Origin of the sequence: Paenarthrobacter nitroguajacolicus (assembly GCF_029952445.1) — a bacterium.
Lineage (GTDB): Bacteria > Actinomycetota > Actinomycetes > Actinomycetales > Micrococcaceae > Arthrobacter > Arthrobacter nitroguajacolicus_B.
This window is the reverse complement of record NZ_JAQPPK010000003.1, coordinates 33,895-47,791: the sequence shown is the minus strand read 5'-3', so window position 1 is coordinate 47,791 and position 13,897 is coordinate 33,895. Positions and strand designations below refer to the sequence as shown.

Here is a 13,897-nt window from a genome sequence, read left to right as displayed (position 1 = left end):
CCTGACTTGTGTCATTGGCTCAAAGCGGCGCCGACAGGCGCCGGGGCCGCACCGGCGTCGAAACCCGTGCCGGCGTCGAAACCAGCACCCAGGGCGTTCAGCGCGAAGGAGGCAATATCGAGGATCGGCACGTTGGTGTACTTGCGGATTTCCTGGCGGAACTCGGGCAGCAGGGTGCATTCAAGGACCAGGACGCCGATGTTTTCGAAGCGCCCTCCGGGTCCGAATTCCCGCTTCACTACGGAAGCGACGCCGTCCTTGAGCATGGCCTGGTCCCAGCCATTGCCCAGTGCGTGGTCGTTGGTCAGCATGGTTGCCCAGCCGGGCTCGCTTTCCATGCCGGCGATCACGATTCGTGAGGACAGCACGTGATCGCCAAGGAGTTTCGAAGCGAGGCTTTCCGAAACCGTCAGCACGCCAATCTCCCGATCGGTCAGCACTGACGCTATGGGCAGCAGGTCCAGTCCGCTGGTGATCACGTTGGCCGTTTTGCGCATGTCCTTGCGTGCGTAGAAGAAGAAGCCGCAGTCGGTGATGACCAGCGGGCAGTGGGCCAGCTTTTCGCTGGCCGCCCAAAAGGCTTCAACGGCCTCCGGCTCCCCATTGACCAGCGGCTCAACGCGGGCGCCGCGCGCCACTGCGTAAGCTACGGGAAGGCCCTGCCAGCTGGCCGGATTCTCAAAGAAACCCACGGGGTTGTCGCTGATGCCTGGCGCATCGGGGGTGAGGCATTCGACGTAATCCACGGGATACGAGTCGAGGTCGCAGAGGATAACGCCAAGCTGGGGCTTGACCTCAGTCATTGCCGGCCACCTCCACGGGAACGTCGAGCGTTGCCTGGGTGCCGTCGTCGAACGCTTCAACGCGGGTGGCGGCGCTGCCGACAATGGCGACCGCGTTGACTTCGACGCGGATGCCGGGCAGGTTCAGTTCCTCGCCAATCAGGATGCCCGTTGCGGTGGGGCCGGGGGCGGGGAAGTAGCTGAAGCGGATGTCGTAGGTGCGCTGCCACTCTTCGTAGCTGAGTTCGCCGGCGTAGAAAGTGTTGAACTGGACGACGTCGCCCATGGTGCCGCCGAGGCTCTCGATGACCCGCTTCAGGGACTCCATCACGTTCTTGCACTGGGCCACGATGTCGCCGGGGTTGTTGACGTTGCCGTTTGCGTCGAGGTCCTCCTGGCCGCCCACGTAAATCATGTCCCCAACGCGGATGCCGTGGCTGTGGTTGATCTTGAAGTGGCCTGGCACCTGCCAGTGTCCGGGAACCTCTGCGAAGCGTCGTTCGAGGGTGGTCATTTTTCGTTCTCCTTTGTGGTGATCGTCACTGATCACTTCAAGCATGGAACGAAAAACAGGCGTTTGACCGGCCCACAGAACGAGGTTTGCTGGGGCTGCCGAAAGAGATTCTTTTGCCTGCCATCCAAGGCCCGACGGCGGCACGCGGCTTAGGCTGCAGCGGCGCCCAATACTCGAAAAACGCCAAAAGGTGACTAAAAATGGTAACCTTTTGGCATGACCAAGGTTAGTGAGCTGAGGGAGCTTGGGATGGACAACGGAGGCTTCGTGGAAACGGAATCCGCCGTTGCCGTGGGGATGGACCCGAAAGCGCTATCCCGTATGGCTCTCCGGGGACGCCTGACGCGGGAGTTGCAAGGTATCTACCGGTTCCCCGAAATCCCAGTGGATGAGACAACCGAATATCGACTGGCCCTCCTCTGGGCTGGCCCGCAGGCCGTCATTGATTCCGAAAGCGTTCTGGTCATTCTTGAACTTTGCGATGTAAACCCCCGGGAACTTCATGTGGCCGTCCCTCCGGGGGTCCGGGTGCGCCGCAAGGGGAAGGAATACTACCGGCTTCACAAAGGCAGATTCGACGTCGAGTACCACCGTGGCCTACCGATGGTCGCGGTCCATCAGGCCATCGGCCGGGCCTTGGACCAGGGACTCAGGCATGACTTGGGGCGCCAAGCGATCCAAACCGCAACCCGCCGGGACCTTATATTGGACTCCGAAGCACTCCAACTGCACCAAAAATACAGCCTTGAGGGGACCGGGGCATGAAGTACGAGGGACTGCAGGACCGGATCAAGCCCGCGAGAACGGCGACGTCCCTGCTGGCAGGGATTCGCAATGCGGACACCGGCGAGCCGGAGCAAGTGACTACCTGGACCATAGCGGCGAGCGTCCTTATGGCGGCCCTGCAGCGCCGGAAAGGCAGTGATGGCCTGCCGGTTTTGCGCCTCAAGGGCGGCGCATATCTGGAGTGGTCTCTTCACCCTGCTGCTCGAGCAACGCAGGACGTCGACACTTTCTTCACTGAAGAGGCTGATCGCTTTCAAGAGTTCCTGCAGGACACTTTGGTTCAACCTCTTGGTGATTTTTCCTTCATCCTGAAGGCCCGCACCGGGGAAATCGATGTTGCCGTGGCCGCCACAAATCCGCGCAGGCACGAGATACAGGTCGTCTTCGCGAAGAAGCTGCTCCGGAAGGTAGTCCTGGAGGTGTCCTTTAGCGAAGGTGACCTGGCAACCTCGGCCGATGAAGTGCCGGCTCCTCGCCTGGAACCATTTGGAGTGCCAACACCTGTCCACACGCTGGTGTCCATTTCGCCGGAATACCAAATCGCCCAGAAGATGCACGCCTGCACCGGTCCGGGCCACGAGGAACGGGAACGCGATGTATTGGACATCCTGCTGCTCAAACGCAACATTTTTGACAACGGGCGGGAAACTTCGGAGGTCAACCGGGCATGCTTAGATATCTTCGACACCCGCGCGTTGAATGGGGCTAAGAACGGCCTCAAAACCAAGGCATGGCCGACTGAAATAGCCGTCCACGCCAGCTGGGGTACCGGTTTCGCCCAGTTGGCCCAATCCCTTGGCATGGACGCCGACCTTCACGAAGCTGTTTCCGAAATCAATGGGTGGCTCCGGGACCTACGAAAATAGGCCCGACGGCGGTACGCAGCTTAGGCTGCAGCGGCACCCAGCAGGCTGTGGATTTCGTCCAGGACGGCCTTGACGATGGGCCGCCTGGCATCGCTGCTGCGCGTCACAGTGAGCACGCGCCTTTGGATGTGCGGCTTGTCGAAGGCGTGGATCCCGACCGGCGCCACCGTGCTGTCCACGGACAACGGCGGGAGCAACGAGATGCCCCTGCCCCGCGAAATCGACTCAACCAGCAACAGGAGGTCGTCCACCACCCAGCGGATGTTGGGCTCGAATCCCTCGTTCCGGCAGGCGTACCGGACGGCCTGCCCGCAGGCTCCAGCATCCGGGGTCAGCACCCAGGCTTCGTTCTTGAGGTCCGCTAACTTGAGCCGGGGCGGGACCTCGTAGTCCGGAGGCGTGACCAGGACCAATGGCTCACTCAGGACTTCCCTGGTCAGCAGGTAGTCCGGAAACGCCATGGGCACGTTGTCGTAGAGATCGACTATGGCAATGTCCAGGGCACCATTGAGCAGTTGCTCGATGCTGTCCACCGGCTCAACAACGTTCACGGTCAGTTCGACGTCGGGAACCGTCACCTCGAGTTTTTCGGCGACCGGCAGGAGTACCGTCCGGGCAAGGGAGGGGATCGAACCGATCCGGACCCTCCCGGCAAGCTCGCCGCTCAGCTGGTCCATCTCCGCACGGGTTGCCTCCAGAAGGCGGACGACGGCCCGGGCATGTTCCACCAGGATCTCGCCGGCGCCGGTCAACCCCACGCCCCTGGATGAGCGGTCCAGGAGTTGAACCCCGGTTTCGCGTTCAAGGATGCTGATCTGCTGTGAAACGGCTGAAGACGTGATGCCCAGGACCCGGGCTGCACCAGCCAAGGATCCCTGCCGGGCAACCTCATTGAGAAGGCGGAGCCTTGGCACGTCCGGAAGGGCTTTTTCGGTCATGAAACATTCTTGCATGATTAGCTATTCTTAAGACAAATCCGGCTGTATCTTAAGTTAAACAACGAGCCAAGCTTCGGACGACGGTGTCCGGAGCTGGCCCCCTCACTTTCCTGCGAAAGGACGCCACGTGGACATCGTGGAGACTCGCCCGTCCAAATTGACCCTTACCGGCATCCTCGGAGCCCCCGAATCCATCGCCAGAGGCATCACCAACACCATCGAGGACCTCAGCACAGACCTCCAGGAGCTGAGCCACGGAATTCACGGCATCGCCGAGGTCGGCTTTGAGGAACGCCTTTCCGTTGCCTTCACGGCCGAGTTCCTTCGCTACCGTGGCTTCTCCGTCCAAGTGGGCCGATACGGCCTCCGCACCTCCCTTCGGGCGGAAGCCGGCTCCGGCTCTCCCAAGGTGGCGGTCCTGGCCGAATACGACGCTCTTCCGGGTGTCGGCCATGGCTGCGGACACAACGTCATCTGTGCTGCCGCCGTCGGAGCGTTCCTCGGGGTTGCCGCCAAGGTGGAAGAACTCGGCGGCTCCGTTGTTCTGATCGGCACACCGGCCGAAGAAAACGGAAACGGCAAGGAACTCCTGGCCCGGGCAGGCGCTTTTGACGACATCGATGCCGTGGTGATGCTCCACCCATTCACAGGGGAATACGAGGCTGCTTCCTTCGCCTCCCTCGCTGTGCGCGACGTTGAGGTTACCTTCCACGGCGTCGCCGCCCACGCCTCATCCGCGCCGCATATGGGCCGCAATGCACTAGACGCCGTCGTGGCCGCCTACCAGGGCATCGCCGCGCTTCGCCAACACATCCCCGCAACGGACCGCCTCCATTGCCTCATCACCGAGGGTGGAACTGCGGTGAACGTCGTCCCGCACCTGGCGGGCGCCGTCGTCGAAATCCGCTCCCTGGACCCAGCCGGATTGGTGGACATTTCGCAAAAGGTGCAGGACATCCTGGAGGGCGCAGCGCTCATGACGGGCACACGGCTTGAAACCAATTGGGACCCGTTCCCCGCCTACCTACCCGTCCGCAGCAATGACGCCCTGGCCGCCCGCTACCACGGCCACATGTCCGCCCGGGGCAGGGCCATCACCCTGGAGACCGAGCTGGTAGGCGGCGGCTGGTCTACGGACCTGGGGAACGTGAGCCTGCGGATCCCGTCCATCCATCCCACGGTGAGCATCTCCCGCGAAACCGCTGTCATGCACACAGTTGAGTTCGGCCAGCATTCCATCAGCCCCGCAGGCGATACCGCCGTGGTGGACGGTGCGGTGGGGCTGGCTTTGACCATGGCCGACTACCTCGCGGACGCCAGGCTGCGGGAACAGGTGCAGCTGGACTTCGAAGCCGGGGGTGGCGCCGTTGACGTGGAACGGCTGCTCACGCCGCCAACAGGGAAGTAGGCAGGCCATGCTCAATCCCGTCCATTTGCGCACCCTGTCCGTGGTCCTCCGGACTGGCTCCTTCGCTGACGCAGCAAGAGAAATCGGCTACACCGGTTCAGCTGTTTCGCAGCAGGTCGCCGCCCTCGAGCGCGCAGTTCAGGCTCCGCTGGTGGAACGCGACGCCCAAAGCATCCGGCCCACCGAGGCAGCGAAGTTCCTGGCCGCCCGCGCCAACGACATCATCAACGCCTTGGGCAACCTGGAAGACGACATGAAGGGCTTCAGCAAGGGAGACTACGGCCTCATGCGGCTGGGCAGCTTCAGCACGGCAAGCCAAAGGTTACTTCCCGGCGGCCTGGCGTCCTACTTGCGACGACACCCCAATTCAACCGTGGAACTCGAAGAGGGCGGACCCTCCGAACTCGCGAGCATGATCCGGGATTCAACACTCGATGTCGCCGTGGTGTTCCACTACGACATCGTCCCCCAACAATGGCCGTCAAACGTGGTGGCGACGCCCCTCCTTGCCGAGGACCTGCTGCTCCTGCTCCCCGAATCCCACCGCCTGGCCGCAGCGGAAAACATCACCCTGCAGGACCTCGCCGAAGAAGGCTGGGTCTCCACCAAGGAGGACTCCTCCGGCGACGCCTGCCTCAGGCACCTGTGTGCCAGCGGCGGATTCAAACCCCGCATCACGGTGCGCAGCAACAACTACGATGCCATCCGCAACATGGTCCGTTCGGGGCTCGGCATCGCGCTGGTTCCGGCAATGGACCACGTCCTTGCGGACCAGGTGGTAGCCACCAGCATCAGTGGCTGCGCAGCGCGGCGGCACATCTCGGCCCTCCGGCAAAAGTCGCAGGCCGGCGTCTCCATCACCAGCTTCCTGCAGTGCCTGGGTCGCTCGGCCGATCGGATTGCGGCGTCCACCCCGGGGCTCGTTCGTCAGACGAAGCAGCCCGATGCGTTGGCGTCGGTGGGCTATCTCGCCGGGCTCCGCGCGTCGTAAGCCTCCCCAAGTGAGTCGCAGTTGAGCGCGGCATGAGAGGGCAAAGTCAACTGGTGGGAGCAACGCTGGGGGTTTAGGCCGCTTGTAGCAGCTGGTTTAGCCGGTTGGCTGGGGTTTCGAGATTCAGGGTTGGTCTGGGCCTGCGGTTGAGTTTCGCCGCGACTCGGCGCAGGTCCTCGGGAGTGTGCACTGAAAGATCGGTGCCTTTCTCAAACCAGAACCGTAGGAGCCGGTTTGTGTTCTCGTTCGTGCCGCGTTGCCAGGGCGAGTGCGGGTCGCAGAAATACAGGGTTGTTTCGAGTGCGGTTTGGATCTTCGCGTAGTCGGCCAGCTCGGTCCCGCGGTCCCAGGTGATCGAGCGTCGCAGGTGATCCGGGAGGGATGCCATCTCCCGGATCATCGCGGCAGCTACGGTCTCCGCGGTGTGGTCCCCGGGCAGGTGCAGCAGGATCGTGAACCGGCTTGAGCGTTCCACCAACGTGCCGATCGCGGTTCCGTCGGTGCCGATAATGAGGTCCCCTTCCCAGTGCCCGGGTACTGCCCGGTCCTGGACCTCGGGCGGGCGTTGGCTGATCTTGAAAGCTTCACCGTAAGGGCTGTTCTTATGGCGGTCGCTGGTGTGCGGAACGCGTTTCTTGCGTTTCAGGCTGAGCTTCTCGGCCAGGTCCGCCCGCAGGTTCCCGCGGGTTTGGACGTAGAGGGCTTGGTAGATCGTCTCGTGGCTCACCTGCATAGTCTGATCGTCGCCGAAGTAGTACGCCAACATCGAGGAGATCAATTTCGGGCTCCACCCATCGTCCATCCACACCCCGATCAGCCGGCACAAACCCTCTTCCTCAACCAGCTTCAAGGGCTTGGGCCTGCGCCTGTCCTGATGTGCTTTTGCGTGCGCGACCGAGGCGTAGTACTTGCCATCGGCGGACGTGTGTCGTTTGACCTCGCGCCAGATCACGGACTTGTCCCGCCCGATCAATTCGCCAATCGTGCGGTAACTCAGCCCCAGACCAACACCCATCTGGATCATGCCCCGCTCATCCAAGTCCAAAGCCCGGCCCGGGCCCGCTGCTGACGGCGCGGGATCGGCAAGACCCCCGACAGCGCCAATGTTCACGGTCATCATCAGGCCAGACTGAGTCCACCAGTTTCCCCCGGTCGCATGCACCGCTCCGACACGCCGTGACGCCTGAAGAACCGAGGCCCCACCACACACCAAATCAAGAAACTCAGTATGCGCAGTCGGGGGAAACAACTTGACCATGAAACGCTCCATCAATCAGAGCGTTGCAACGACCCTATGACTTTGCCGAGCTCAAAACGCGCTTAACTGCCACTTAGTTGGGTGACTTAGTTGGGTGAGCCGGCGGTGCTTTGGCGCACCACAAGTTCGGGCGTGAAAACGACGGTGCGGTGCTTGGTTCCGTTGCTCTCCTGCTCTTCCGCGAGCAACTCGATGGCGGTCCGTCCCAGCGCCTCCGTGGGCTGGCGGATGGAGGACAAAGGAACGACGGCGGAGATTGCGAAGTCGATGTCGTCGTACCCGATGAGGGCGATGTCGTCCGGGATACGGAGCGTCCGCAGCATGGTCAACGACTGCATGACACCCAGTGCCAAGAGATCGTTGGAGCAGAAAACGGCCTCAGGCCTTTCACCCGGGTCGCGCTCCACCAAAGCATTTCCCACTTGGCGGCCGGCCAGCACGGTCTGCCCCGCAGAGTCGAGAACCTCAATCGTGGCGTCCGGGACCTCAGCCACGGCCCGCTGCGCACCCTCGAGACGGCTGGACACCTGCCGGATGGACGGGGTGCCAACAAATGCCAGACGACGGCGGCCCAGGTCCAGCAGGTGCCTGGCGGCGAGGTATCCGCCTTCCTGGTCATCCACGGAGACAGAGCTGCAGCGATCGGTGTCCGCGAGTTCGTCAACCAACACGGTAGGGACGCCGCGCTCCCGCAGGGTGTCGATCCGCGCCGACACGTCGCCCACGGGCGAGATGAGCAGGCCCTGGACGCGCTGTTCCTGGAACAGGTCCATATAGTGCGCCTCCCGCGAAGCGTCCTGGCCGCTGTCCCCCACCAGCACAACGCTGCCCAGCGCCGTTGCCGCGTCCTCGGCAGCGCGTGCCACGGAGGAGAAGAAGGGGTTGCCGACGTCGAGCACGATGAGGCCGATGGTCCGGCTCTGCCCGGCGCGGAGTTGGCGGGCGGCGTCGTTACGGACGAACCCGAGCTCGGCGATTGATTTAAGGACGCGTTCCTTGGTTCGCTGCGAAACGCGATCAGGATAATTCAGCACGTTGGAAACAGTTCCCACGGCTACCTGGGCGTGATTGGCAACGTCCTTGATGCTCGCTGTCTGGGACATGCTTTCCATTCTCGCTGGCTGAAATCAAGGAACTGGAAACGCCTTGACACCCTTCGGTTTCCGAGGGTAATTTGAATCGTAACAAATGAAACGATTCAAAGACGAGTAACCCGGAGAACCGCATGAGGGTATGTTTCCGCTCTTCCGTCCAGCCGGAACTGATGGACGAATACAAGCGCCGCCACGCCGCCGTCTGGCCCGAGATGCTGCAGGCGCTCAAGGCCTCCGGCTGGAACAACTACTCACTGTTCCTGGCCCCCGACGGCCAACTGATCGGCTATCTGGAGTGCGAAGACTACGCAGCAGCACAGGCCAGCATGGCCCTCACCGACGTCAACATCCGTTGGCAGGCGGAAATGGCCACCCTGTTTGCGGACAGCGACGTCCCTCCGGACCAAGGCTTCGAAATAGTCGAGGAAGTTTTCAACCTGGAAGACCAATTGGCCGGCACCGCCGTCGTCACTAACGCCGCCGCCCCAGTACATACAGACGTCACTACCGGACAGCAGAAGGAACAATCATGAACACCACAGAATCGGCTCTTGGCCGCCTGGGAGAACTGGCCATTGAAGTGCCGTCCTGGGCCTATGGAAATTCGGGGACCCGGTTCAAGGTCTTCGGCACCCCGGGTACCCCGCGCACCGTCCAGGAAAAGATCGCCGACGCCGCGAAGGTCCACGAGCTCACGGGGCTCGCTCCCACTGTGGCGCTGCACATTCCGTGGGACAAAGTGGACGACTACTCGGCCCTGCGCGAATACGCCGAAGGCCTGGGCGTTGGCTTGGGCACCATCAACTCCAACACCTTCCAGGATGACGAGTACAAGTTCGGCTCGCTGACCTCGTCCAACGAGGCCGTGCGCCGCCGCGCGATCGATCACCACCTGGAGTGCATCGGGATCATGCACGCCACTGGTTCGAAAGACCTGAAGATCTGGCTGGCGGATGGCACCAACTACCCGGGACAGGATGACATGCGCGGCCGCCAGGACCGCCTGGCAGAGTCCCTCCAGGAAATCTACGCAGGCTTGGGTGACGAGCAGCGCCTGGTTCTTGAATACAAGTTCTTCGAGCCCGCTTTCTACCACACCGATGTTCCGGACTGGGGTACCTCCTACGCGCAGACCCTGGCCCTGGGCGAGAAGGCGTTCGTCTGCCTGGACACCGGCCACCATGCCCCGGGCACCAACATCGAATTCATCGTGATGCAGCTGCTGCGCTTGGGCAAGCTGGGCTCCTTCGACTTCAACTCCCGCTTCTACGCCGATGACGACCTCATTGTTGGCGCAGCCGATCCGTTCCAGCTGTTCCGCATCATGCACGAGGTCATCCGTGGTGGCGGCTTCGGGAAGGATTCAGGCGTTGCCCTGATGCTGGACCAGTGCCACAACCTGGAAGAAAAGATCCCGGGTCAGATCCGCTCGGTCCTGAACGTCCAGGAAATGACGGCGCGTGCGCTGCTTGTGGACACGGCCGCGTTGACCGAAGCCCAGCGTGCCGGGGATGTCCTGGCCGCCAACGGCATCTTCAACGATGCCTTCTACACCGACGTCCGCCCGGTCCTGGCCGAGTGGCGCGAATCCCGCGGCCTGCCCGCCGACCCGATCGCTGCCTACAAGGCCAGCGGTTACCAGAAGAAGATCAACGAGGACCGCGCAGGCGGCCAGCAAGCCGGATGGGGCGCATAAGCATGACCACGCACGAAACCAACACGACTGTTGAAGAACTGATCTCCCGTTCCAACCGCCTCGGAGCGGACAAGCGGAACACCAACTTCGCCGGCGGCAACACCTCGGCCAAGGGCACCGAGAAGGACCCGGTCACGGGTCAGGACGTTGAGCTCCTGTGGGTCAAGGGCTCCGGCGGCGACCTCGGTACCCTCAAAGCGGAGAACCTCGCAGTACTCCGGCTGGACCGGCTGCAGGCACTGAAGTCCGTTTACCCCGGCGTCGAACGTGAAGACGAAATGGTGGCCGCGTTCGATTACTGCCTCCACGGCAAGGGCGGCGCGGCTCCCTCGATCGATACCGCCATGCACGGCCTGGTGGACGCAGCGCACGTTGACCACCTGCACCCGGACTCGGGCATCGCCATTGCGACGGCGGTGGACGGCGAAGCGCTGACCTCCAAGGTGTTCGGCGACAAGGTTGTCTGGGTTCCGTGGCGTCGGCCAGGTTTCCAGCTGGGTCTGGATATCGCCGCGATCAAGGAAGCCAACCCGCAGGCCATCGGCACCATCCTTGGCGGCCACGGCATCACAGCCTGGGGCGCCACGTCCGAAGAGGCCGAGGCCAACTCGCTGTGGATCATCGATCAGGCCGAGAATTACATCAAGGACAACGGCAAGGCCGAGCCCTTCGGCGCCAAACTCCCCGGCTACTCCGCTCTCCCGGAAGCCGAACGCCGCGCGAAGGCAGCGGCATTGGCGCCCGTGATCCGCGGCCTGGCCTCCACGGACAAACCGCAGCTGGGGCACTTCAGTGATGACGCCGTCGTTCTTGAATTCCTCGCCTCAACCGAGCATCCGCGACTCGGCGCGCTGGGCACTTCCTGCCCGGACCACTTCCTGCGCACCAAGGTCAAGCCCCTGATTTTGGACCTGCCTGCGGACGCCTCGATCGAGGACTCCGTAGCGCGCCTGAAGGAACTGCACGCGGCGTACCGCGAGGACTACCAGGCCTACTACGACCGCCACGCTGACGAGAACAGCCCGGCATTGCGCGGCGCGGATCCGGCCATCGTCCTGGTCCCGGGCGTGGGCATGTTCTCCTTCGGCAAGGACAAACAGACCGCCCGCGTGGCCGGCGAGTTCTACATCAACGCCATCAACGTGATGCGCGGCGCCGAGGCCATCTCCACCTACGCCCCGATCGAGGAATCCGAGAAGTTCCGCATCGAATACTGGGCACTGGAAGAAGCCAAGCTCGCCCGGATGCCCAAGCCCAAGTCCCACGCCACCCGCATCGCGCTGGTGACCGGTGCGGCGTCGGGCATCGGCAAGGCGATCGCCACCCGCTTGGCGTCCGACGGCGCGTGCGTCGTCATTGCCGATCTCAACCTTGAGAACGCTCAAGCCGTCGCCGCGGAACTGGGCGGCTCCGACGTCGCCATCGGCGTCCAGGCCGACGTAACCGACGAAGCCCAGATCGCCGCTGCCATGCAGGAAGCCGTGCTGGCTTTCGGTGGCCTGGACCTGGTGGTCAACAACGCCGGACTATCCATCTCCAAGCCGCTGCTCGAAACCACCGAGAAGGACTGGGACCTGCAGCACAACGTCATGGCCAAGGGCTCGTTCCTGGTGTCCAAGGCCGCGGCCAAGGTCATGATCGATCAGGGCCTGGGCGGAGACATCATCTACATCTCCTCCAAGAACTCCGTGTTCGCCGGCCCCAACAACATCGCCTACTCCGCCACCAAGGCAGACCAAGCCCACCAGGTCCGCCTCCTCGCCGCCGAACTGGGCGAGTTCGGCATCCGCGTCAACGGCATCAACCCCGACGGAGTGGTCCGCGGCTCCGGCATCTTCGCTGGCGGCTGGGGCGCCAAGCGCGCTGCGGTCTATGGCGTGGACGAGCAGGAACTGGGCAAGTACTACGCCCAGCGCACGCTCCTCAAGCGCGAAGTCCTGCCCGAACACGTGGCCAACGCCGCGTCCGTGCTGACCAGCAACGAACTCTCCCACACCACCGGCCTCCACATTCCCGTGGACGCCGGTGTGGCTGCTGCGTTCCTGCGATGAGCACGTCGTTTGGCGATGTCGACGGCGGGAAGGTCTTCGCCGCCGTCGACATCGGCGCCTCCTCCGGCCGCGTCATGCTCGGCCGCGCCTCCCCCTCCACCGGCGTCACGCTAGAGACGATCCACCGCTTTCCCAACGGGGTTATAGAGCTCGACGGCGGCCTCCGCTGGGACTTTGATGCCCTGTTCGCTGAGGTACTGAAGGGCCTGGCGGCTGCCGCTTCCGTGGCAGCTGGGAATGGCGAACGGATCGCGAGCATCGGGATCGACACCTGGGCCGTGGACTACGGATTGCTTGATTCCGAGGGCAAGCTCGTCTCTGTGCCGTACAGCTATCGGGACGAGCGAAGCCGGATGATGGTGGAGCGGGTGCACGCAGCGATTCCTCCTGAACGGCTCTACGCCACCACCGGGCTGCAGTTCCTACATTTCAACACGCTCTACCAGTTGGCAGCCGAACCCGAACTCAACGGCTTGCAGGCTCTCCTTATCCCGGACCTGATCGCTTTCCTGCTGACCGGTGAACGCCGCACCGAGGCCACGAACGCGTCCACCACCGGGCTTTTCGACGCCGTTTCAGGCAAATGGGCGCTGGACTTCCTGGACGCTTTGGGGTTCCCGCGGAACATCTTCCCGCCGCTGATCCAGCCGGGAGAAACGGTCGGTACTCTGCTGCCGTCCGTGGTGCAGCGTACCGGACTTCTTGCCGACACCGAGGTGGTAGCGGTGGGTTCGCACGACACCGCCTCAGCCGTCGCCGCAGTCCCGGCCTCTGAACGGGAATTCGCCTACATCTCTTCAGGCACGTGGTCCTTGGTAGGCGTGGAACTGGACGCACCCGTGCTCAGTGAGGCCAGCCGGACAGCCAACTTCACCAACGAACGCGGCGTGGACGGCACCATCAGGTATCTCCGGAATGTTGGCGGCCTGTGGCTGCTGAGTGAATGCCAGCGGTCCTGGGCCGCGCAGGGTTTCAGTCAGGCGCTTCCCGCGCTCCTTGAAGCCGCCGCGGCGCTCCCGGCCGGTGGGCCGCAGATCAATGCCGACGATCCCGCGTTCACTGCTCCGGACAACATGCCGGACCGCATCCGCGCAGCCGTGCGCAACACAGGCGACGTACTCCCGGACCGTCCCGCCGCCGTCGTGCGGTGCATCATGGACAGCCTCGCGGCCGGTTACGCGCGAACCCTGGCCGACGCCGAACGCCTCACCGGCCGCGATGTGGGGGTAGTGCACATTGTGGGCGGAGGTTCGCAGAACCGATTGCTGTGCCAGCTCACCGCCGACGCAACGGGGAAGCCTGTGATTGCGGGGCCGGTGGAAGCGACTGCGTTGGGGAACGTGCTGGTGCAGGCGCGGGCCGCCGGTGTCGTGACCGGCGGGCTGGCTGAGCTGCGGGAGCTGGTGGCAGCCGGAACAGAGCTGGTGCGGTACGAGCACGGGGAGATCCTCGCGGCACAGTGACGCCGGGGGGCGATTCGCTGGTTTCGCGGGAAACGTGCCGGGGCGCTGGA

General features: G+C 63.4%; 13 protein-coding genes. 8 read left to right on the top strand and 5 right to left on the bottom strand.

All coding sequences use genetic code 11. The features are described from left to right. Positions 1–11: 11 nt before the first annotated feature. Both PJL15_RS02715 and PJL15_RS02710 read right to left on the bottom strand, forming a co-directional pair. Positions 12–803 carry a hypothetical protein gene (locus PJL15_RS02715; protein WP_281449673.1) on the bottom strand — a complete coding sequence of 264 codons (792 nt, stop codon included), beginning with the start codon at positions 801–803 and terminating at the stop codon, positions 12–14. After that, entirely contained in the window at positions 796–1,296 is a 501-nt protein-coding gene (locus PJL15_RS02710) for a RidA family protein (protein ID WP_281449672.1), read from the bottom strand. The genes PJL15_RS02715 and PJL15_RS02710 overlap by 8 nt, the downstream gene beginning before the upstream one ends. Before the next feature lie 216 nt (positions 1,297–1,512). Between PJL15_RS02710 and PJL15_RS02705 the strand changes: the two genes are divergently transcribed. Together PJL15_RS02705 and PJL15_RS02700 are read left to right on the top strand one after the other, a co-directional pair. After that, positions 1,513–2,061, top strand: a complete 549-nt coding sequence (locus tag PJL15_RS02705; RefSeq protein ID WP_281449671.1) for a type IV toxin-antitoxin system AbiEi family antitoxin domain-containing protein — start codon at positions 1,513–1,515, stop codon at positions 2,059–2,061. Further along, positions 2,058–2,948: a nucleotidyl transferase AbiEii/AbiGii toxin family protein gene (locus tag PJL15_RS02700; RefSeq protein ID WP_281449670.1), complete on the top strand. Its 891-nt coding sequence runs from the start codon at positions 2,058–2,060 to the stop codon at positions 2,946–2,948. The genes PJL15_RS02705 and PJL15_RS02700 overlap by 4 nt, the downstream gene beginning before the upstream one ends. Positions 2,949–2,968: 20 nt before the next feature. On the opposite strand, the gene PJL15_RS02695 is transcribed toward PJL15_RS02700, so the two are convergent. Then, the gene (locus PJL15_RS02695) at positions 2,969–3,886 is read right to left on the bottom strand and encodes a LysR family transcriptional regulator (protein ID WP_281449669.1); all 918 of its coding nucleotides are present in this window, start codon (positions 3,884–3,886) and stop codon (positions 2,969–2,971) included. Positions 3,887–4,013: 127 nt separating this feature from the next. Between PJL15_RS02695 and PJL15_RS02690 the strand changes: the two genes are divergently transcribed. Then, complete coding sequence (locus tag PJL15_RS02690; protein ID WP_281449668.1) at positions 4,014–5,294, top strand: amidohydrolase; 1,281 nt, start codon at positions 4,014–4,016, stop codon at positions 5,292–5,294. Between the two features lie 7 nt (positions 5,295–5,301). Further along, positions 5,302–6,285, top strand: a complete 984-nt coding sequence (locus PJL15_RS02685) for a LysR family transcriptional regulator (RefSeq protein WP_281449667.1) — start codon at positions 5,302–5,304, stop codon at positions 6,283–6,285. A gap of 73 nt (positions 6,286–6,358) precedes the next feature. Here PJL15_RS02685 and PJL15_RS02680 read toward each other — a convergent pair whose 3' ends face one another. Both PJL15_RS02680 and PJL15_RS02675 read right to left on the bottom strand, forming a co-directional pair. Beyond that, on the bottom strand, positions 6,359–7,543 hold the full coding sequence (locus PJL15_RS02680) for an IS30 family transposase (RefSeq protein ID WP_432443789.1): 1,185 nt from the start codon (positions 7,541–7,543) through the stop codon (positions 6,359–6,361). 86 nt (positions 7,544–7,629) lie between these two features. After that, positions 7,630–8,646 (bottom strand): LacI family DNA-binding transcriptional regulator, encoded by a 1,017-nt coding sequence (locus PJL15_RS02675; protein ID WP_281449665.1) that lies wholly within the window; start codon positions 8,644–8,646, stop codon positions 7,630–7,632. A 122-nt stretch (positions 8,647–8,768) separates the two neighbouring features. On the opposite strand from PJL15_RS02675, the gene PJL15_RS02670 reads away from it, so the two are divergent. Genes PJL15_RS02670 through PJL15_RS02655 form a run of 4 tightly spaced genes read left to right on the top strand, consistent with a single transcriptional unit; the run spans position 8,769 to position 13,847 of the window. After that, complete coding sequence (locus PJL15_RS02670) at positions 8,769–9,170, top strand: L-rhamnose mutarotase (RefSeq protein WP_281449664.1); 402 nt, start codon at positions 8,769–8,771, stop codon at positions 9,168–9,170. Further along, complete coding sequence (rhaI, locus tag PJL15_RS02665) at positions 9,167–10,333, top strand: L-rhamnose isomerase (protein ID WP_281449663.1); 1,167 nt, start codon at positions 9,167–9,169, stop codon at positions 10,331–10,333. Before PJL15_RS02670 ends, rhaI begins: the two co-directional genes overlap by 4 nt. Before the next feature lie 2 nt (positions 10,334–10,335). Further along, positions 10,336–12,384, top strand: a complete 2,049-nt coding sequence (locus tag PJL15_RS02660; protein WP_432443788.1) for a bifunctional aldolase/short-chain dehydrogenase — start codon at positions 10,336–10,338, stop codon at positions 12,382–12,384. After that, positions 12,381–13,847: a rhamnulokinase gene (locus PJL15_RS02655; RefSeq protein ID WP_281449661.1), complete on the top strand. Its 1,467-nt coding sequence runs from the start codon at positions 12,381–12,383 to the stop codon at positions 13,845–13,847. Before PJL15_RS02660 ends, PJL15_RS02655 begins: the two co-directional genes overlap by 4 nt. Positions 13,848–13,897: the final 50 nt, after the last annotated feature.

Coding starts and splice junctions, on each gene's coding strand:
- PJL15_RS02715 (WP_281449673.1), bottom strand. CDS start 803: ATGACTGAGGTCAAGCCCCAGCTTGGCGTTATCCTCTGCGACCTCGAC.
- PJL15_RS02710 (WP_281449672.1), bottom strand. CDS start 1,296: ATGACCACCCTCGAACGACGCTTCGCAGAGGTTCCCGGACACTGGCAG.
- PJL15_RS02705 (WP_281449671.1), top strand. CDS start 1,513: ATGACCAAGGTTAGTGAGCTGAGGGAGCTTGGGATGGACAACGGAGGC.
- PJL15_RS02700 (WP_281449670.1), top strand. CDS start 2,058: ATGAAGTACGAGGGACTGCAGGACCGGATCAAGCCCGCGAGAACGGCG.
- PJL15_RS02695 (WP_281449669.1), bottom strand. CDS start 3,886: ATGACCGAAAAAGCCCTTCCGGACGTGCCAAGGCTCCGCCTTCTCAAT.
- PJL15_RS02685 (WP_281449667.1), top strand. CDS start 5,302: ATGCTCAATCCCGTCCATTTGCGCACCCTGTCCGTGGTCCTCCGGACT.
- PJL15_RS02680 (WP_432443789.1), bottom strand. CDS start 7,543: ATGGTCAAGTTGTTTCCCCCGACTGCGCATACTGAGTTTCTTGATTTG.
- PJL15_RS02675 (WP_281449665.1), bottom strand. CDS start 8,646: ATGTCCCAGACAGCGAGCATCAAGGACGTTGCCAATCACGCCCAGGTA.
- PJL15_RS02670 (WP_281449664.1), top strand. CDS start 8,769: ATGAGGGTATGTTTCCGCTCTTCCGTCCAGCCGGAACTGATGGACGAA.
- rhaI (WP_281449663.1), top strand. CDS start 9,167: ATGAACACCACAGAATCGGCTCTTGGCCGCCTGGGAGAACTGGCCATT.
- PJL15_RS02660 (WP_432443788.1), top strand. CDS start 10,336: ATGACCACGCACGAAACCAACACGACTGTTGAAGAACTGATCTCCCGT.
- PJL15_RS02655 (WP_281449661.1), top strand. CDS start 12,381: ATGAGCACGTCGTTTGGCGATGTCGACGGCGGGAAGGTCTTCGCCGCC.